The organism is Citrobacter sp. wls710, assembly GCF_005281115.1.
Classification (GTDB): domain Bacteria; phylum Pseudomonadota; class Gammaproteobacteria; order Enterobacterales; family Enterobacteriaceae; genus Citrobacter; species Citrobacter werkmanii.
Window position 1 is genome coordinate 46,574 of record NZ_SZXD01000023.1, and the last position, 19,233, is coordinate 65,806.

Annotated in this window: 21 protein-coding genes; 13 read left to right on the top strand and 8 right to left on the bottom strand. The window is 50.8% G+C overall.

What is annotated here, in order from left to right:
- Positions 1–14: 14 nt before the first annotated feature.
- From FDX14_RS06825 to flgA, 6 genes are all read right to left on the bottom strand, one after another.
- Positions 15–731: a class I SAM-dependent methyltransferase gene (locus FDX14_RS06825; protein ID WP_252182519.1), complete on the bottom strand. Its 717-nt coding sequence runs from the start codon at positions 729–731 to the stop codon at positions 15–17.
- A 32-nt stretch (positions 732–763) separates the two neighbouring features.
- Entirely contained in the window at positions 764–3,337 is a 2,574-nt protein-coding gene (locus FDX14_RS06830; protein WP_137349254.1) for a glycosyltransferase, read from the bottom strand.
- Between the two features lie 56 nt (positions 3,338–3,393).
- Positions 3,394–4,338 carry a lysine-N-methylase gene (locus tag FDX14_RS06835; RefSeq protein WP_137349255.1) on the bottom strand — a complete coding sequence of 315 codons (945 nt, stop codon included), beginning with the start codon at positions 4,336–4,338 and terminating at the stop codon, positions 3,394–3,396.
- A 135-nt stretch (positions 4,339–4,473) separates the two neighbouring features.
- Positions 4,474–4,902: a flagellar protein FlgN gene (gene flgN / locus FDX14_RS06840; protein ID WP_061383080.1), complete on the bottom strand. Its 429-nt coding sequence runs from the start codon at positions 4,900–4,902 to the stop codon at positions 4,474–4,476.
- 12 nt (positions 4,903–4,914) lie between these two features.
- Positions 4,915–5,202 carry a flagellar biosynthesis anti-sigma factor FlgM gene (flgM, locus tag FDX14_RS06845; protein ID WP_061383079.1) on the bottom strand — a complete coding sequence of 96 codons (288 nt, stop codon included), beginning with the start codon at positions 5,200–5,202 and terminating at the stop codon, positions 4,915–4,917.
- A 100-nt stretch (positions 5,203–5,302) separates the two neighbouring features.
- A complete protein-coding gene (flgA, locus tag FDX14_RS06850; RefSeq protein ID WP_077949333.1) occupies positions 5,303–6,070 on the bottom strand; it encodes a flagellar basal body P-ring formation chaperone FlgA in 768 nt (255 codons plus the stop codon).
- Between the two features lie 82 nt (positions 6,071–6,152).
- On the opposite strand from flgA, the gene flgB reads away from it, so the two are divergent.
- From flgB to FDX14_RS06910, 12 genes are all read left to right on the top strand, one after another.
- The gene (gene flgB / locus FDX14_RS06855) at positions 6,153–6,500 is read left to right on the top strand and encodes a flagellar biosynthesis protein FlgB (RefSeq protein WP_042310529.1); all 348 of its coding nucleotides are present in this window, start codon (positions 6,153–6,155) and stop codon (positions 6,498–6,500) included.
- A gap of 2 nt (positions 6,501–6,502) precedes the next feature.
- On the top strand, positions 6,503–6,934 hold the full coding sequence (flgC, locus tag FDX14_RS06860) for a flagellar basal body rod protein FlgC (RefSeq protein ID WP_006685942.1): 432 nt from the start codon (positions 6,503–6,505) through the stop codon (positions 6,932–6,934).
- Entirely contained in the window at positions 6,934–7,803 is an 870-nt protein-coding gene (locus tag FDX14_RS06865) for a flagellar hook capping FlgD N-terminal domain-containing protein (RefSeq protein WP_061383076.1), read from the top strand. The genes flgC and FDX14_RS06865 overlap by 1 nt, the downstream gene beginning before the upstream one ends.
- 26 nt (positions 7,804–7,829) lie before the next feature.
- Complete coding sequence (gene flgE / locus FDX14_RS06870) at positions 7,830–9,032, top strand: flagellar hook protein FlgE (protein ID WP_137349256.1); 1,203 nt, start codon at positions 7,830–7,832, stop codon at positions 9,030–9,032.
- Positions 9,033–9,041: 9 nt separating this feature from the next.
- On the top strand, positions 9,042–9,779 hold the full coding sequence (locus tag FDX14_RS06875; RefSeq protein ID WP_042310418.1) for a flagellar basal body rod protein FlgF: 738 nt from the start codon (positions 9,042–9,044) through the stop codon (positions 9,777–9,779).
- 30 nt (positions 9,780–9,809) lie between these two features.
- Positions 9,810–10,595 carry a flagellar basal-body rod protein FlgG gene (flgG, locus tag FDX14_RS06880; RefSeq protein WP_042310416.1) on the top strand — a complete coding sequence of 262 codons (786 nt, stop codon included), beginning with the start codon at positions 9,810–9,812 and terminating at the stop codon, positions 10,593–10,595.
- Positions 10,596–10,651: 56 nt separating this feature from the next.
- Positions 10,652–11,317 carry a flagellar basal body L-ring protein FlgH gene (flgH, locus tag FDX14_RS06885; protein ID WP_038643004.1) on the top strand — a complete coding sequence of 222 codons (666 nt, stop codon included), beginning with the start codon at positions 10,652–10,654 and terminating at the stop codon, positions 11,315–11,317.
- Between the two features lie 14 nt (positions 11,318–11,331).
- Positions 11,332–12,453 carry a flagellar basal body P-ring protein FlgI gene (locus FDX14_RS06890; protein ID WP_137349257.1) on the top strand — a complete coding sequence of 374 codons (1,122 nt, stop codon included), beginning with the start codon at positions 11,332–11,334 and terminating at the stop codon, positions 12,451–12,453.
- 8 nt (positions 12,454–12,461) lie between these two features.
- On the top strand, positions 12,462–12,764 hold the full coding sequence (locus FDX14_RS06895) for a rod-binding protein (RefSeq protein WP_094301070.1): 303 nt from the start codon (positions 12,462–12,464) through the stop codon (positions 12,762–12,764).
- 98 nt (positions 12,765–12,862) lie between these two features.
- Positions 12,863–14,239: a flagellar hook-associated protein FlgK gene (flgK, locus tag FDX14_RS06900; RefSeq protein WP_042310409.1), complete on the top strand. Its 1,377-nt coding sequence runs from the start codon at positions 12,863–12,865 to the stop codon at positions 14,237–14,239.
- A gap of 17 nt (positions 14,240–14,256) precedes the next feature.
- Positions 14,257–15,186 (top strand): flagellar hook-associated protein FlgL, encoded by a 930-nt coding sequence (gene flgL, locus FDX14_RS06905; RefSeq protein WP_042310408.1) that lies wholly within the window; start codon positions 14,257–14,259, stop codon positions 15,184–15,186.
- Positions 15,187–15,211: 25 nt separating this feature from the next.
- The gene (locus tag FDX14_RS06910; RefSeq protein ID WP_042310407.1) at positions 15,212–16,213 is read left to right on the top strand and encodes a hypothetical protein; all 1,002 of its coding nucleotides are present in this window, start codon (positions 15,212–15,214) and stop codon (positions 16,211–16,213) included.
- On the opposite strand, the gene FDX14_RS06915 is transcribed toward FDX14_RS06910, so the two are convergent.
- Both FDX14_RS06915 and FDX14_RS06920 read right to left on the bottom strand, forming a co-directional pair.
- Positions 16,210–16,689 (bottom strand): hypothetical protein, encoded by a 480-nt coding sequence (locus tag FDX14_RS06915; protein WP_079225392.1) that lies wholly within the window; start codon positions 16,687–16,689, stop codon positions 16,210–16,212. The two genes, FDX14_RS06910 and FDX14_RS06915, sit on opposite strands and share 4 nt — an antisense overlap.
- Positions 16,667–17,617 carry a transcriptional regulator gene (locus FDX14_RS06920; RefSeq protein WP_061383074.1) on the bottom strand — a complete coding sequence of 317 codons (951 nt, stop codon included), beginning with the start codon at positions 17,615–17,617 and terminating at the stop codon, positions 16,667–16,669. Before FDX14_RS06920 ends, FDX14_RS06915 begins: the two co-directional genes overlap by 23 nt.
- A gap of 543 nt (positions 17,618–18,160) precedes the next feature.
- On the opposite strand from FDX14_RS06920, the gene lafA reads away from it, so the two are divergent.
- The gene (gene lafA / locus FDX14_RS06925) at positions 18,161–19,066 is read left to right on the top strand and encodes a lateral flagellin LafA (protein ID WP_042310403.1); all 906 of its coding nucleotides are present in this window, start codon (positions 18,161–18,163) and stop codon (positions 19,064–19,066) included.
- Positions 19,067–19,233 lie beyond the last annotated feature (167 nt).

The following is a 19,233-nucleotide window of genomic DNA, read 5'->3' on the forward strand; positions in this document are numbered from 1 at the left end:
GATTGTTGTTTGTCTTATTTAAATGCCAGGTGAAGGCCGTCACATATATGATGGACCTCCATGTTGAATTTGCGGAATAGAATGTTCAACGATTTTGTTGAGTAGTAACTAACATGCCCGCCTCTGGGGAGTATATACCAATCATCCATTTTGAGATGCAGTCGTGAGTCATTATTTAATGTTGAGAAGAAAAATTTACCATTATTACTATTTAATAAATTATCAATTAATGATACCGTTTTAATCGGGTCAGGAGTGTGTTCCATTACTTCAAAAGAGACAATAAACTCAAATCTCTCCTGCGGCATTGAATCATTTTGATAGAAAGGATCCCAGCCAGTTGCATCTACGCCTTTTTCTTTAAGTAAATCGACTAGTTTATTATTTCCACAACCGAAATCTAGCATATGATATGATTTAATATCAGAAAAATTTTCAATCAAAAATCTTGCATTCTGTTGAGGTCTTAATTCAGGGAAGTCTGGAACAATATGGATATATTCGTCATTGTAGATGTATGTAGAGAAGTCATCTTCATTCCAGTGATCAAAAGCATTGGTGTAAATTAATCCACAGTGTTCACATCGATGATAGTAGATAGGTTGGCCCGATAATTTAGATTTCAGTCCATGCCTGCCATGTAACTCGTTGAAATCAATAACGCCATACAACGATGCCTCGGAATTGCATATTTTACATAGTGATATTTTTTCAACTTTTTTTATATCCATCGTCACTCTATTACTCCAGATAATTTATGATGTCAGTTAGATGTTAAATTGAATAATTTTTTCTGTAGGCTGTGTAATAAGACATTTTGATCCGTAACATCTTCCGGACAAATCGTTTTAGCGATTACCTGCGCCGCTCGCTCACCCGCTCGGCCATCCATAAACGCATCGCAATAGTGCTGGCGAATCTCAGTCAATGACACTTCCAGCGCAGCCCAGTCAAACGTATCGGATAACGCAGCACGCAGTGTTTGCATATCATCAGCAACAGGGAGAATGTCCCGGATACGTTGATCTGCGCTGTCAGGAGTGGAGAAACTTTGCTGACCATCGAGCAACGAATTCATGTTGGGCCAGCTCAGCAAAATGATGCGTTTATTCATATGAATAGCATCAAAAATAAAGCCGCTGCTGTCTGTCAGGACGTAATCCGCCTGCGCAATAAGCGCCAGCAGGTGCTGCGGATCGTCAATTCTGTTTTTTAAATAGCGCTGCGCCAGCGCCAGAGAGGCGGCTTCTTCCGGTCTGTGCCGGGTGCCATGATGCAATTTAGTGACGATATTATATTCATGGCTTAACCGGCTGAGCTGTTCCGCCCAATGGGGGAGGGAGCTTAGCGCACCATAGGTTGGCGCATACAGAATGGTCTGTTTTTTCGCATTGAGTTTCAGGCTTTTTGGCAGCGTGTTATCAAAAGTGTGGTTGTGCCACTCATCGAAGCGCGGATTGCCGACCACTTTTGCACTGCCGCCAATATCAAGCGCGTGCTGGCTATAGTGGCTGTAGCACAGGATGCGATGATAAAAAGCGTTCCACCAGGCATGGTTCCACTCTTCTTTCGCCAGGCCATACATGGCACGCACATGGGTATCCGCCAGTCCGTTTAGCAACGGCGTATAGTAAGGGCTGACCAGGCATTTGAAACGCTGGCGTTGCTCAATGACCGTAGAAAGGCGTGTTCCGCCCAGCGCGGGGTCGTTAATGGTTTTAATCGTTGCCGTCATTTCATCCAGAAACGACTTGTGTATTTTGTCACTTACCAACAACGAGCAAGTATGGCCCATCGCCTGCAGCGCGCGAATAATGGGGCGGTACACCGCGTAATGCAGCGACGTTTCCATATAGAAGCCAATGGCATCGAGATGAGTGGAAGTCGAAGGTAGCGAGTTGCTTACCAGCGCGTTGACGGTCTCGGGTTTTTTATTAATTTTATTGAAGTAGTAGCCGATGTTATCGGTTTCTTTCTTCTCGATATCGCTATATCCCGGGCGTTGATAACAAATGCTCGGATAACACGAGAGCCATTTTCCTTCACGTAGCAGCGGCTGCCATTGCTCTTCGAGGGTGTCTGAGAGGTCATGCTCCATTTGCTGAGCCAGCGTCGGGTAATAGCGGCTGTTTACCAGATAGGCGCAAACTTTATTGCAGTCGCGGGCATGGATCATACCCTGCAGGCTTTTCAGTTCGCTGCCTTGTTTAATTTCTCCGCCGAGGATAACCACTTCCCACGGAAAATTAGGTAACGCGCTCAGGAGCGAGTTAAGTACACGAATATGCTTTTCCTGTTTGAGGATCACGCTGTCATCTTCAAATAACAGGTAGTTTTTCCAGCCCTTACGCTGCGCCAGCTGTAGCGCCTGCATATGGGATTGACGGCGACCAATCTGGCCATTGGTTGCTACTGATGCGGCCAGCCGGGTAACCTTTTCCGCAGGGAAATTAAGAAACGTCAGCTCTTGCTGGATGTGCGCTAAACGATCCGGACGAGAATCCAGATTCACGATCACCACCTGATCAATGTAATCCCAGTGGATCGGCTGATGATGCGTGGCGTTATGCAGACTTTGATACCAGTTTTTTAGCATCGGGTCGGTAACCGCCTGTGCCAGCGAGGTTTCCTGCGGCTCGCTGCTTCCCAATACAAAGTCTTTATCGAACGTATTTTGGCTATGCGAGATACAAATAATGGTGCGCTCGCCCGGCAATTGTAGTGGATTCACCGTGAATTGATTGGTGAATCCTTCTTCTTCGCCTAAGTTACATTCATCATCGTAACGGTGCTTTTTCAAATAATTGCGATGGTAGCAAAAGGTGCCGTTGAGAATGTTTTGCGGGCCAAAGCTGCGGCTTTTAAACAAGCGGTTGATATGGCTATACCAGATGGGGATCTGATCGGAACCCGAAATCAACGCCCGGTGGCGCTGCATCATCTCAATGGTGTAAGAGATTTTATCTGATGGATAATAATCATCATCATCCATACACAAAATATATTCACCTAACGCCAGCTCATTGAGCATATTGCGTTTTCTGCCCAGGTCGAGCTTTTCCGGGTGATAGATATAGCGAATATTAAATTTCTCAGGGTGGTTTTGCGTCAGCCTGTCGATGATCGACTGATGGCTTTGCGGGGAATCATCGAGGATCACCAGCTCCCGGTGGTCGGCTGGGTAATCCTGATACCGGTACATGTACAGTAAATAGGGTAAGAAAGCGGCGCGGTTCCACGTGGGAGTGACAACGCTGACAAATGGCTTTTCACGGCCAGTATCCAGCGTTTTGACAATGCCGGTCAGGGCGGAACGAGCTTTAGAGGTTTCAGGCATAGTGATGTGTGTTCGTGATTCGAAAAAGGACCGGGCATTCACCCGGTCAACAGGCACTAACGTGTAATCAGGGAAAACGCCGAGAGCAGAGGGTCTCCGGGCAGTATGTTCAGAATATGCTGGCGCAGCGAGTTGGCATTCTCGCTATTACGCCAGGCTTCAAACAGCGCGAAAAGGGCATAAATTTCGTCGTGGCTTAATGTGGAATCGTCCATTGTCCACAGGCAAAAGAGTGTGCGAATCATAAAGACATCGGCGACCAGCCAGAAGAAACGCTGGAGCGGGCTTTCATCGTCGTGTTGCGGGAAAGTGTCGTGATACAAGCGATAAATCAGGTAGTTACTGAAAATCCAGCTCTCCTGCGCGAAATAGCGATCCCATGTCATTAACCACTGCTCCTGCAACTGCTGCTGGAGCAAGGCTTCACTGTTGGCATCCTGCAGCATCAGCAGGCTGACCTGCAGGGGCAAGGTCAGCTTACGCGCACTTTCCGGCAACAGCTCCCAATTGAAATCACAGTTGCCCATTTGGGTGATCATTTCCCGCTGCAACTGGGGCAGGCTGGGCAGTTGTGCGAATTGCTCCTGCAGTTTTCCACTTTCTGCATGTTCAGCCAGCACTTGTGATAGCGAGGCCAGCTTTTCCAGCGTGGCATCGCTACTGCCAGGGCATTTCTCGGAAAAAGAGAGCATGATGCCCAGCGCATACAGGCGCAGTTCCGGCGACAAACCTGGAAGGGTGATGGTATTCAGAGCGGATTGATTCAAGACCTGATCGCGTGCGGATAACGCCGGGCTGTCCAGGTCAGCTGCGCATTTTGACGTATGCAGGACAAAGGCATTGGGATCGCCTAATGCAGCCTGACAGCTGGCCGGATCGGTTAAGTTCAGACTCTGACGAACTTCCGTTTTCCAGCGCATGTTGACCAGTAAAGCGGAATCCGGGTGGTGGGATAAAAACAACCGGACAAAGTCGGGTTCATAACAATCAATCATACTCATAATTTGTTCTCAGTAATCCCAATGTTCAAAATCTGACTATAACAGTGCAATATCCATGCCTGAATTTTAATTATATTTATATCAATTAGTTAGGTGAGGCGCGGAAAGTCGGTTTCCGCGTCAGGGAAGGAAGTTTTAGCGCTGGTAAATAAAATCTGGCTCAGTGCCTAAAAAAGCCTGAATAAACTCATACTGACGGATCAGCAGATCGCCATTTTTTTCGTTGTACATCTTGCAGCATTTCGCTTTTTGCTCAAGGCTTTGCCACCAGCCCTCTGCGGCAGTTTTCTGCACGCCCGGCAACCAGCTAAAGACCTGCTCTATCCCTGCACGATTGACGCTTACGCCCAGCAGTTGCAGGATCGAGCGGCGCTGTTGGCTACTGTTTTGCAACTGCTCATAATGCTGTTGAATAAGTTCATTGACAGCCAGCAGCTCGTCGCTGTCGCGACGGATCATACACAGACGTTGTTGTTCCAACTGGTGTCTGAGAGCGTCATACCGCGTCCCGTCCTCGCGGATGCCCTGAAGCAGAGTTTTCACCTGCTGTAGCCTGGTACTCACTGTTTTAGCCTCTTATTTCTGGAAAAAGCTGAGCATGTCCCCAGCCAATTGATCGGTATCAATCTGCAAATCGCCTGAGGCCAGCATGGCCTGCATTTGCGCCACTTTGTCGTAATCAACGTCACTTTGCGTATCATTGTTCAGCGTTTGCTGCGCCGTTTGCAATCCCGCCTGAGTAATATCATCGGCGGAAAGCGCCGCTGAGCTGGATGTGCTCGTCTGCACGCTGCTCTTGTCTGCACGCGCCTGTTCGGTTGTCGATGCAGGACGATTGCCTGGCAGAGTTGGGGTAATTTTCATAGCAACCTCGTACATATTTCGTTGGGTTGGTTATCTGTTATTGGCTAAAAGCGACGGCAATAGAGGAAAACTTTAATCCCATCACAAAAAATCCCCCTCACTACTCCGCCGCCAGCGTGGTGACCACGCCGGTATCATCCACCACACCGCTAATGATCCGCTGGCTGCTGCTGTTGCGAACTTTTATCACATCCCCTTTACGACCATTTTTCAATGCCACGCCCGGCATCGAGGCGGTAATCCCGGCCGTATGGGAGACGATCATTACCGGCTGGTCGCGTTTCACCAATACAGGCTGAACCAGCTCGCTACGGGTAATCGGCTTACCCGGTTGTAGGGCGCGCTTGCTGGTGAGACCAATCGCTTCATCCATATTTGTCATCAACCCTTCCCGCTGGTTGCTGATATTGAATTTTTTAAGCTGCAGGTCGTCGGCCGTAATCACCGTATCTCGGGTAATCAACGACTTTGGCATCACTACTGGCACCGACACGTCGGGGCGCACTGCAACGTTATATTTCCAGCCCGCATTGCCCGGGCAGGTCACCACAAAGTTCATTCGTGACAAGGCCATCTCCGGGGAAGTACTGGAGGTGATCTGTGGCGTCGACGCGCATAGCGCGCTGGTACTCACGGCTGAGGGGATATAGATATTGAACGTGTAGCGATAGTCCTGCCACTGCTGTTTGCGCGCCAGCGCGTCAATTTCATGACTGGCGGCATCGAGAACCCGCGCGTTGATCTGTTCCCGGGCGCTGTGCTGAATGGGGCGGACGGCGGCATGTACGGGTAAGACACAGCATATAGCCAGCATCATTTCCACGGCAAAGCGGAAAGAAGGCTTCCTTCTGTGAGGAGGTGTTTTCATAAAGTCATTTCTCATCAATCACTTAAAAGTTGGCATACATATTGCTAATAGCAGCGATATCTACGCAGGAGTGATGCAAGAAATGGGAATCAGTTTTCAGCAGGCATTGGGTGTACATCCGCTGGCAGTGAAGTTACGTCTTGAGAGGACCGAGCTACTGACTGCGAATCTGGCAAACGTCGATACACCAAATTTCAAAGCCAAAGATATTGATTTTGCCGCTGAGATGCAACGGGCAAGTCGCACAAATGTTCCACCCGAGGTGGACGTGAAGTACCGGGTGCCGATGCAGCCTTCAGAGGATGGCAATACCGTAGAGCTGAATACCGAGCAGGCCCGGTTTTCACAAAATAGTATGGATTATCAAAGCAGTCTGACCTTTTTGAACCTGCAACTTAGCGGTATCAAAGAGGCCATTGAAGGAAAATAACCATGTCGTTTACTGATATTTACCAGATTTCCGGCTCGGCGATGACGGCGCAAACCATCCGTCTGAATACCGTCGCCAGCAACATGGCGAATGCGGAATCTCCTGCCAGCAGCGAGGCGCAGGCCTATAAGGCGCGCAGCCCGGTTTTTGCCGCGGTTTACAACAATAGCCTGATAGGTGGACATAACCGTCACGCCATTGATGGCGCCAGCGTACAGGTACAGGACGTCATGCAAAGCGGCGGGGCGGTGAAACGTTATGAGCCGCATCACCCAATGGCGGACCAGAACGGTTTTGTCTGGTACCCGGACGTCAACGTGGTCGAGCAAATGGCTGACATGATGTCCGCGTCACGTGATTTTGAAACCGACGTTGATGTGCTGAATAACGTCAAAAGTATGCAGCAAAGCTTACTCAAACTGGGAGAAGTGTAATGAATACCCTGGCTCTGTATGCCCAATCTCAGGCGCTGGCTTCTTCTCAGGAGAAGACGACGGCCGTTGCTGAAAATAACGTCGGCGCAACGGCGCAAAGCACCAATCTGGGAGACAGTAGTTCTTCTACGACGTCGTCAACGACGGATACCAGCGACACCAGCAGCACCCCAACAACGACAACGTCCACCGACACCTCGGCGGTCGACACCTTTTTAACGCTGTTTGTGGCGGAAATCGAAAACCAGGATCCAACCGATCCCACCGATCCTACGGCCTATATCGATCAGCTCTCCTCAATGGCGCAGGTCGCCATGATGGAAGAGATGAGCGTCCAGGCCAACACCAACGCCGTGCTGATGAGCAACATTCAGGTGATGGCGCTGGGGAATATGGTCGGCGACGACATCATGGTGCAAACCACCTCGCTGGATATCGAAGATAACAGCAAGGAGATTCAGGGGCGCGTCACGCTGGATGACAGCTGTACCGATGTGGATTTGCACTTTACCGATGAAGCGGGTGATGACTACACCGTGTCGCTGATCCCGGAAGGTGAAACCTCCGTCGGACCCGGCCAGGTGGACTTCGACATCAATCCTGCGGATTACGGCATCCCGCCGGGCGATTACAGCGTATCTGTGGTGACCAATACCGGAGAAGAGGAAGTGCCGATTGAGGTGACGGGCAAGGTGGAAGATGTGCGTATTCCGCTCGATGGCAGCACGCCGGTGCTTAACGTTGACGGCGTTGGCGAAGTGCCATTCACCATGATCACCCAGTTTGGCGTACCGGATAGCACTGATGACACCACGCCGCCAGATACTAACGACGGCAGCGATAACGCCGACAGCAATACAGTGCTCTGATTTAGTTTACATTACAGGAAGAAACAATGAGTTATGAAATTGCAGCGACGGGGCTAAACGCCGTCAACGAACAACTGGACGGTATCAGTAACAATATCGCTAACTCCGGGACGGTCGGTTATAAATCAATGACCACCCAGTTCTCCGCCATGTACGCCGGGACACAGGCGATGGGGGTGAGCGTGGCAGGTTCCGCACAAAGTATCTCCACCGGTGGTTCGATGGTATCAACCGGCAATGCGCTGGATTTGGCCATTAACGATGATGGCTTTTTCGTCATGTGCGACAGCGCAGGGAACATATCCTATACCCGCGCCGGTTCTTTTGTGACGGATAAAAACGGTTATATCGTCAATGCGTCCGGTGATTACCTGCAAGGTTATCCGGTTGATGACAGCGGCACGTTGCAAACTGGTACCGTCACTGATATCCAGATTAAAACCGGCAACATCCCGGCGCAGGCCACCGACAGCATGACCTTCACGGCAAACTTTGACGCCAGCGATGAAGCGATCGATCGCGCCAGCGTACCGTTTGACGCGAATAACAGCGATACCTACACCGACAGCTACACCACCACCGTGTATGACTCGCTGGGTAATGAGCACTCGGTTAGCCAGTACTTTACTAAAACCGGGGATAACACATGGGAAGTGCAGTACACCTTTGATGGCGAAGCGCAAAGTGGCGTACCGCCGACCACGCTGACCTTCGATCCGAATACCGGCAAGCTGACATCGCCAACAACGCCGCAAACCATCACGTTCACTACTGATGAAGCCGCACCGATTTCAATGACCATTGACTACTCCGACTGTACTCAGTACGGCTCTGATTTCTCGGTCACCACCAACTCCGCGACTGGTTATGCCTCCGCGACGCAAAACGGCGTGCAGGTTGATGACGACGGTAAAGTTTACGCCACCTACAGCAACGGCGAACGCATGCTGCAAGGGCAGGTGGTGCTCGCGACCTTCCCGGATGAGAACGGGCTGGAAGCGGTAAGCGGTACTGCCTGGGTGCAGACGGGCGAATCCGGTACGCCGCTGATTGGCACGCCAGGCTCCGGCTCTTGCGGCACGCTCTCCTCCGGCATGCTCGAAAGCTCCAACGTGGATATCACCAACGAGCTGGTCAATCTCATGACCGCCCAGCGTAACTACCAGGCGAACACCAAGGTGATTTCCACCAGTACGCAGCTGGATCAGGCTCTCTTCCAGGCGATGTAAGGCTAAGAAATGGATCGGTTGATTTATACCGCGTTGAGCGGCGCCACCCAGACGCTACTGGAGCAGCAGATTAGCGCCAATAACCTTGCCAACGTCAACACCAATGGTTTTCGTGCGGATATGGCGATGGCGAGCAATGACAAAGTGAAGGGCGGTGGCTTCGACACGCGTTTTATGGCGAAGGAAAGTCCCAGCGGCGTCAATGACAGCACCGGCGTGGCGGAAAAAACCGAACGTCCACTTGATGTTGCTATTCAGGGATCCGGCTATATCGCCGTGCAGGATAAAGCGGGAAACGAGGTCTACACCCGTAACGGCAATATTCAGCAGGACGATCAGGGGCAACTGACCATCGACGGTAACGTGGTGCTCGGGGATAACGGCCCGATTATTTTACCGCCAAACGCGATTGCCTCTTTCGGCAGCGACGGCACGCTCTCCGTCACACCTGACGATGGCGATGTCACTGCCACGATGGATATCGATCGCCTGAAGCTGGTGGATATTCCGGTCGCCAACCTGGCGAAAAATAGCGAGGGGATGCTGGTGACGGCGGACGGCGTACCGGCACAGCGCGATGAGAACATCAAAGTGAGCGGCGGCTTTCTGGAAGGCAGTAACGTGTCTGCGGTGAGCGAAATGATGTCGTCCATTGCGATGAACCGCCAGTTTGAAGCGCAAATCAAGATGATGAAAACGGCTGAAGATCTCAGCGACTCAGGCAACAGACTGCTACGCGGCTCCTGAGTCGTAGCCTTTAATCAGGGATAAAGTTTTATGAACGCAGCGTTATGGATCAGTAAAACCGGCCTGTCGGCGCAGGATGCTGAGATGAGTGCGATTGCTAACAACATCGCCAACGTCAATACCACGGGCTTTAAGCGCGACCGCGTGATGTTCCAGGATCTGTTTTATCAGACTCAGGAAGCGCCGGGCGCCATGCTCGATCAAAACAACATTATGCCGACCGGTATGCAGTTCGGTAGCGGTGTTCGTATTGTGGGAACACAAAAAACCTTCACCGAAGGGAATGTAGAAACCACCGACAATACGATGAACGTGGCCATCATGGGGCAGGGATTCTGGCAGGTGCAAAAGGCGAACGGAGATATTGCGTATACCCGTGACGGCAATATGCAGGTTAATGCCGACGGCGTGCTAACTAACGCCCAGGGATTGCCGCTACAGCCAGAAATTGATGTACCAGCAGGGGCCACCCAAGTCGCTTTTTCGCCTGATGGCACCGTGACGGCAATCCTGCCCGGCGACAGTGACCCTACTGAACTGGGGCAGCTAACGCTGGTGAATTTCGCCAACCCGGCCGGGCTTTCAGCCGAAGGCGACAACCTGTACCTGGAAACAGCGGCCAGTGGCCAACCGACGGAAGGTATTCCGGGGGAAGATGGCCTGGGAACGTTACAGGATAAAGCACTGGAAGGCTCGAACGTGGACATCGTCAACGAAATGGTGGCGATGATCACCGTACAGCGCGCCTATGAGATGAACGCCAAAATGGTCTCTGCGGCAGACGATATGCTGCAGTTTATTAGTCAGACACTGTAACTCAAGAATGTGAAATGCCGGATGGTTCAGCGCCATCCGGCAGAAATAGGCAGAACGTGAAAAATTATCTCTGGCTGATGGTGCTGCTTCCCCTGTTAAGCGGGTGCGAATCGCAGGCCCTACTGGTCAAAAAAAATGACGAATTCTTTGCTCCTCCCAAAACGGAAGCGCCGCCAACGGCGGATGGTCGTGCGGGTGGCGTGTTTGAAACTGGGTATAACTGGTCGCTGACGGCGGACCGCCGCGCCTATCGGGTGGGGGATATCCTGACCGTGATGCTGGAAGAATCCACCCAGTCGAGCAAACAGGCGAAAACCAATTTCGGTAAGAACAATACCGTTGATATCGGCGCGCCGACGCTGTTCGGACATACCAAAGATAACCTTTCCGCTTCCGTGGATGCTAATCGTGACTTCAACGGGACGGCGACCTCGCAGCAGCAGAACAGTTTGCGCGGTGAAATTACGGTGTCGGTACACTCGGTACAATCGAACGGTATCCTGGAAATTCGCGGTGAAAAATGGCTCACCCTTAACCAGGGCGATGAGTACATTCGCCTGAGCGGTCTGGTGCGCGCCGATGACATTCAGAACGACAACTCCGTCTCATCGCAGCGTATTGCCGATGCGCGTATCTCCTATGCGGGTCGTGGCGCCTTGAGCGATGCCAATGCGGCGGGCTGGCTGACGCGTCTGTTTAACCATCCTCTCTTCCCGATCTAATGCAGGATTTTGATATGCAACACTTAAGCGGGCGCTGGATGAAGGCGTTAAACGGCATCGTTATCGCCCTGAGCCTGGCGCTACCTGGCGCGGTGCAGGCGCAATCTCTGGAGTCGCTGGTTAATGTCCAGGGGGTCAGGGAAAACCAACTCGTCGGCTACAGTCTGGTGGTCGGTCTGGATGGAACCGGGGATAAAAACCAGGTCAAATTTACCAACCAGACTATTACCAACATGCTGCGCCAGTTTGGCGTACAACTGCCGGGCAAAATCGATCCGAAGGTGAAGAACGTTGCGGCGGTGGCGGTCAGCGCGACGTTGCCGCCCATGTACTCGCGTGGGCAGACCATTGACGTCACGGTCTCGTCGATTGGCGATGCCAAAAGCCTGCGCGGCGGTACATTATTACTCACCCAATTACACGGCGCGGATGGGGAGGTTTACGCCCTTGCGCAAGGGAGCGTGGTGGTCGGCGGGATGAACGCGACCGGGGCCAGCGGCTCCAGCGTCACCGTGAATACCCCCACCGCCGGGCTGATACCGAACGGCGCGTCGGTAGAGCGTGAAATTCCCAGCGATTTCCAGATGGGCGATACCATCACGCTTAACCTGAAACGTCCTTCTTTCAAAGATGCCAATAATATTGCGGCGGCGATCAACGCGTCGTTTGGCGGCATTGCGACGGCACAAAGCTCAACCAACGTTATCGTCCGCGCGCCAACCAGCCCCGGGGCGCGCGTTGCCTTTATGTCTCAGTTAGATGACGTCCAGGTGCAGGCGGAAAAAGTCCGGGCACGGGTGGTGTTTAACTCGCGTACCGGTACGGTCGTTATGGGCGATGGTATCACCCTGCATGCGGCGGCGGTATCGCATGGCAGTCTGACGGTCTCCATCAATGAAAGCAGCAACGTCAGCCAGCCGAACGCTTTTGCCGGTGGCCGTACGGCGGTGACGCCGCAAAGTAATATTTCGGTGAATCATGCCCGTCCGGGGATGATTACGCTGCCTGAATCCAGCAGTCTGAAAACGTTGGTTAATGCGCTCAACAGCCTGGGAGCCACGCCAGACGACATTATGTCTATTTTACAGGCCCTGCATGAAGCCGGGGCGCTGGATGCCGATCTGGAGGTGATTTAATGGCCGATATTAAGGTGAATCATAGCGGGGGGATTGACGGCAGCGATGCGTTAATGGGCCCCAAAATCAAAGATAACGATTTGCAGAAAGCGGCCCAGCAGTTCGAAGCCATCTTCTTACGCAACATGCTGAAAGAGATGCGTAAAACCAATGAGATATTCGATTCAAAAGATAACCCGTTTAACAGCGACTCGGTACGCATGATGCAGGGATTTTATGATGATCAGCTGTGCAACAGTCTTGCCCAACAGCACGGCATTGGCATTGCGGAGATGATCGTCAAACAACTCTCCCCTCATCACAAAGGATAAAGATTGCGCGGCGGCTTAAGAACTGCGGTTTTTTCGCCGCTCTTAATCGGCAAGGTTGTTAATGACAGACCGGGTAACTGACCGGCGAGGACGCTTTGATGGACATGATTAACATTGGCTACAGCGGCGCATCGACTGCGCAAGTGGAGCTTAACGTAACGGCGCAAAACACCGCCAACGCCATGACCGACGGTTACACCCGGCAGGTTGCCATCACCAGTACCATTGGCGCCAGTTCTGGTTCGGCGAACAGCGCGGGTAACGGTGTGCAGGTTGACAGTATTCGCCGGGTCTCAAACCAGTATCAGGTTAACCAGGTCTGGTATGCCGCCAGCGATTATGGCTATTACAACACCCAGCAAGAATATTTAACACAGTTGGAAACCGTCCTCAGCGATGATAACAGCAGCCTGAGCGGGGGTTTTGATAACTTTTTTGCCGCGCTAAACGAAGCCACCACCAGCCCGGATGATTCCGCCCTGCGTGAGCAGGTGATTAGCGAGTCCGGCGCGCTGGCGCTGCGCGTGGATAACACCCTCGATTATATCGACTCGCAAAGCAGCGAGATCGTCAGCCAGGAGCAGGCGATGGTGGCGCAGGTGAACACCCTGACTACCGGTATTGCCAGTTATAATCAGCAAATTGCGGAAGCTGAAGCCAACGGTGATAACGCCTCGGCGCTGTACGACGCCCGCGATCAGATGGTCGAACAACTCAGCGGTATCATGGACGTTCAGGTCAATATCGATGATGAAGGTAACTATAACGTCACGCTGCAAAACGGTCAGCCGTTGGTCAGCGGGCAGGAGAGTTCCACCATCGAACTGGATACCAACGCCGACGGCACACAAAGCATGTCGCTGACGTTTGCCGGAACCACCTCATCCATGAGCACCGATACCGGCGGTTCGCTGGGGGCGTTGTTTGATTATCAGAATGAAATACTGACGCCGTTGACGGGAACGATTAACAGCATGGCGGAGCAATTTGCCGATGCGGTTAACACTCAGCTGGCGCAGGGCTATGACCTGAACGGGAATCCCGGCGAACCGCTGTTTATTTATGACGAAAACTCATCGGATGGTCCGCTGGAGGTCAATCCCGATATCACCGCCGATGAACTGGCATTTTCCAGCTCGCCAGACGAAAGCGGTAACAGCGATAACCTGCAGGCGCTAATCAACATCTCGACCGAACCGTTGGATATAGAAGGTCTCGGCAGCGTAACCGTGGGCGAAGCCTGTTCATCGATCATCAGTAACATCGGTATTTACAGCCAGCAAAACCAGACGGAAGCCGAAGCCGCAGCCAACGTGTACTCCGAGGCACAGAATCAACAGAGCAGCGTGAGCGGCGTCAGCATGGACGAAGAAGCGGTCAACCTTATTACCTACCAGCAGATTTACGAGGCTAACCTGAAAGTCATCTCAACAGGTGCTGATATTTTCGATTCTGTGCTGGAAATGTGTAGCTAACCTGGAGGGCTATTATCATGCGAGTGTCTACCCAACAATCCTATGTGTCTATGACGCAGAGTTTTAATAACCTTTCCAGCGATTTGTCGCACGTCGTTACGCAAATGGCGACGGGCAAAAGCATTCTGTTGCCGTCAGATGATCCTATCGCTGCAACCCGTATCACCCAGCTTAACCGCCAGCAATCGGCCCTCGACCAATATCAAACCAATATTGATTCCGCGTCGGCAGGAATGAGCCAGCAGGAGTCTATTCTCGATGGCGTTAATAACGATCTGTTGGCGATTCGCGACGATCTGTTGGAAGCCGCGAACGGCACCAATACCGCCGAGTCATTATCCAGCCTGGGGCAGGATATCCAGTCAATGACCGAAGCGATGGTGGCGGCGCTCAATTACCAGGATGAAGACGGGCACTATGTGTTTGGCGGCACGGTGAACGATCGGCCGCCGATTGTCGCGGTGGATGAGGACGGCGACGGGGTGACCGACAGCTATACCTATCAGGGTAACGACGATCATCGCCAGACCACCGTCTCCAATGGCGTAGAGGTTGATACCAATGTTGCCGTCAGCGACTTCTTCGGCGATAGCCTGGACGTGCTGAACACCTTAACGTCATTATCGAAAGAGCTGCAGGATCCATCGGTAGACCCCGCCGATCCGCAGGTGCAAAGCGATATTCAGAATGCCATCGACACGGTAGACGTGGCCTCTGATGAGCTCAATGCCTCTATCGCCACCATTGGTGAAACGCAGAATACGATGACCATGCTAAGCGGTGCTCAAACGGATATCTCAACGTCCAACGATCAGCTTATTAGCCAGTTGAGCGATCTGGATTATGGCCCAGCTTCCATAACCTTTACTGGTCTGGAAATGGCGATGGAAGCCACCTTAAAAACTTACTCCAAAGTGAGTGAGTTGAACCTTTTCAGTGTGATTTAACAGTTAGCAGTAGCTCAGGAATAGTATGCAGGTCGGTTTAAATACAACATCACTCTCCGGTAGCGGAGCGCTTAATTCTTCTGTGCAACAGCATACCGTTGCGCAGAATGCCCCTGTCCGTCAAAAGTTACCCGCAACGGCGAGTGATTACCCGGCCTCACCGCTTATTACCACCCGGCCTCAGCGCTATAGCGTGCAGCTTAACGATCAGCTCACCACGCTGCAGCAGGCCGATCACTATCTGGGACAACTGGAGCAGCATTTGCTGGATTATCGCCATGCCTCGCGCCGTGGCGGGCAGACGCAGCAGCAAAAGGGCGCCGAACTTACCCAGTGGCTGGATAAAAGAACGGCGTTATCCGGCGGCGCGGTGGACAGGCAACTGCGTCCGGTTTTGCAGGGCGAGGCGCGAGTGACCTTTCACGCGCCTGAACTGGCGCAGATGCTGCAAACAAATGCCATAAGCTCGCGTATGTTTAGTGTTTCCGACGGGCGGCAAACGCAGCACTCGGCGGTGGTGGTGAGTGAGGATATGGATCCAGGCCAGTACAAGATAATGATGAGCAACGCGCTGCGTCGCGTCGGCGTACAGGTGCACGATCGGCAGGGCACGTTAACGTTCTCCACCACGGAAAAGCAGTGGCCGCAGCTCCAACAAACCCTGAGCGTACGCGATGTCGGTGCGAAGTCATCAGCGTTTACCCCGCTGAAAACATTTGCCGATCCCTCACGTTCAGAGGAGCTTCAACAGTATATAGCACAGGGCGGAACCCGAACTCCGGACGGATTACAGCAGGCGTTGGATATTATTGGCGATCAACGTGCGCAAATGGCTGCCCAGCAGGAAAAGGGCCGGCAACTGATTGACGGTATGGCGCGTTTTCCACAGGCAGAGAGTGCGGTAAAAGCCTCTGAATCACTGGGGGGAGTATTGGATCATGCTAATCACAATTATCAGGTATTAGCACAGGCGGTAAATGGACAAGCCCGACTTTCCAGCCAGACTGTCCGTAGTTTATTAAGTTAATTCTGCTGACATGCATTTGTTGAGAAGTTAAATACAGTGGGGTCTGTGATTAATAGACCTCCAACATCCCGTGTAAAAAGCAAATTTTGCTGTGGGTTTAAATGAAGCCACCACGTATGCAGGTTGTGTTCAGAGACAAATACCCCGAAATTAGCCAGCCGGGAATCGTTTTGATCTGTTTTGGTGGTACTAAAGTGAAACTCCCCTTGTTTAGATGAACCTGCATAATGATTTATGCACGATGCGATCTTAAACGTGGATGGCATTTTGTTATTTTGCTCCAGCGGGACGAGAGTGACGGTCATGTTTTTGTTCAGTGGACTCGTAATGAGTTCATAATGTACGTTTTTGCCAGTATTAAGATCGTAATTGGCAATAACTGTATTTTCAATATGGGCATGCGCGATAAAAGTGAAAAATAGCGTTAAAACAGACAGGCCAGGGAAAAAGACATTATTTGCATTTTGGCATTTCATTTAACATTTTCTCCACTTCTTTAATTAAAATACCATTCATTTCATTATCTTTATTTAGCCAGTTATCAAAACTCAGCGCTAACTGCCATTTGTCATTGCATTGATTACTAAGCACAATATCAAGGGCAAGTTTGTTCAGTGAAACCCGATAATACAAGGTCATCGAGGCATTATGGCTTACCAACAATGGGTTGAGCTGCTCTATACCGGGAAGAATATGCGGTGAAACAAACGATGACGATTTCTTATTCTCACCTGAGTCGTACAGTTGATATACGGTAACACGGTTGGCATTTTCAAGCGTCTCTTTAACCAGTTGTGGAGCTTCTTCCATTTTAGTGACAGATGGTGCTTTAAAATAAGAGATTAAAATAAACAACGACAGCGCGATAACGATAACGGGTAAGGTAATCAGAACGGCGCGATAAGGATGCCGCCTGATGGTAGTTTTTCTCTGGCTTCTCGGCAATAGTTGACTGTTAAGTAAGGGTATTTCCCCATGAGTTGTTGACGGAAGCGTTTCAACAAGTGTAAGGGGTTCAATAACCTCGGTACGCTTCTCGGCTTCATCAATAGTACTGTCATCAGCCACAGTTTCATTAAGGTCAATAGTTTCAGTGAGGTAGTTTTTATTAAATAAATACCCTTTTTTGGGTATGGTTTTTATAATTTCCTGCTGCTTGCCGTCATCGTCGATAGCAACACGTAGGGCATGAATGGCTGTCGGCAGGCTATTTCCACCAACGATACGATTCTTCCATACCGCGCTCATTAAATACGACCGAGATAAAACCACATCGGCATTTTTAGCTAATGTCTCTAACAGAATAAAATGGTATTCGCCCAGGCGACGTATCTCACCTGTTTCACAATGGATTAACGCATTAAGCGAGGAATCCATCCGCCAGTTGTTGACTACGATACTCATCGTTTTGTGTACCCGTGCAAGATTTTATATCCCTGGTGTCACACCGTTAAAAATCAGTGCATTAAAATTCTGGAGAAATTGAAATGTCTTTCTGGCTGTGAAGCTGTAGCCGAATCGCTATTGAGTATTTTTTATACTGTCCAAAAAAGGATTTGAAATGTAGCGAAAGTGTCCGAGACTCACAATATAAAAATACAGGCTATTTGCAACGAAATGTAAAATAAAGCCTGAGTACGATACTTTAATGCATTCTTGATTGAGTACAATCTTATCTTTATCATAAAGTTAACCCTTCAGATGCGTAATCAATCAACTCATGATGAGATATTTCTAATAATCTTTTAATTAAACCTTAGGTGAGTTCTTCCTTGGGTGAGGCCTTTTTTGGAGCTAAAGCACGGAAAGCTAAAATAGGAGTGAGCTCTTGCTGATGAAGTTGTAGGAGGCATGAAAAAATTTTTTGTAGCGCTTTAAGTTTTCCGAACGGATGGTCGTTTTTACTGAGTATCGAAACGAAAACGATTATTCCCAAGGAGCAGTACCATGTTATCGATTAATACTAATACCGCATCAATGTCTGCTGTAAATGCTATCAACAAAAGCAGCGCATCACTGTCTACTTCTATGGAACGTCTGGCGACAGGTAACCGTATTAACTCATCAGCAGATGACGCTGCGGGCAAACAGATTGCCAGCCGCCTGACCGCGCAGTCCAGCGGTATGGGCGTTGCGCTGAGCAATATTCAGGACGCAACCGCGATGCTGCAGACTGCGGACAGCATGTTTGACGAAATGACCGACGTACTGGGCCGTATGAAAGACCTGTCCACCCAGGCTGCGAACGGAACTTACAGCAGCGATGATCTACAGGCGATGCAGGACGAATACGACGAACTGGGTCAGCAGATGTCCGATATGCTGCAGAACACCACCTATGGTGGCACTAACCTGTTCGGTACGGCTGCCACAAGTAACACAGGGGTTTCAGGTCTGTTCCAGAGTTCAGTGACCTTCCAGGTTGGCGCTGAATCTTCTGACACCATGACCGTAAATATTTCTTCGCAATTGGGTGATCTGGTCAACGATCTGGATAAAGTCAGCAAATCTTTCTCTTCTGACAACTCATCTAACGTGAGTGCATCTGGTACCGAGCTAACAGCTTCTGCGGGCGCTGCTAACAATATGATCAGCACTATCCAGACTGCAATGGATGACGTGTCTAAGATCCAGTCCAAACTGGGTGCATCCATCAACCGTCTGAACGACACCGCTGCTAACCTGACCAGCATGCAGGACAACACTGAAGTGGCGATCGGCAACATTATGGATACCGACTACGCGACAGAAGCGTCCAACATGACCCAGCAACAGGTACTGATGCAAACGGGTATCACCATGCTGAAGCAGTCCAACAGCATGTCCAGCATGGTTTCCAGCCTGCTGCAGTAATTCCTGACGTGATGCCACTCACAACACCGCCATCCGGCGGTGTTGTGCTTTCAGCGACCAGGCTTTACCTGGAAACCTTCCTGAGGAAGGGAAAATTCATTTCCGCTACTAATTTAACTTACTGAATATAAATACTAAAAAATATTGGCATGCGTTTTGCTAATGCA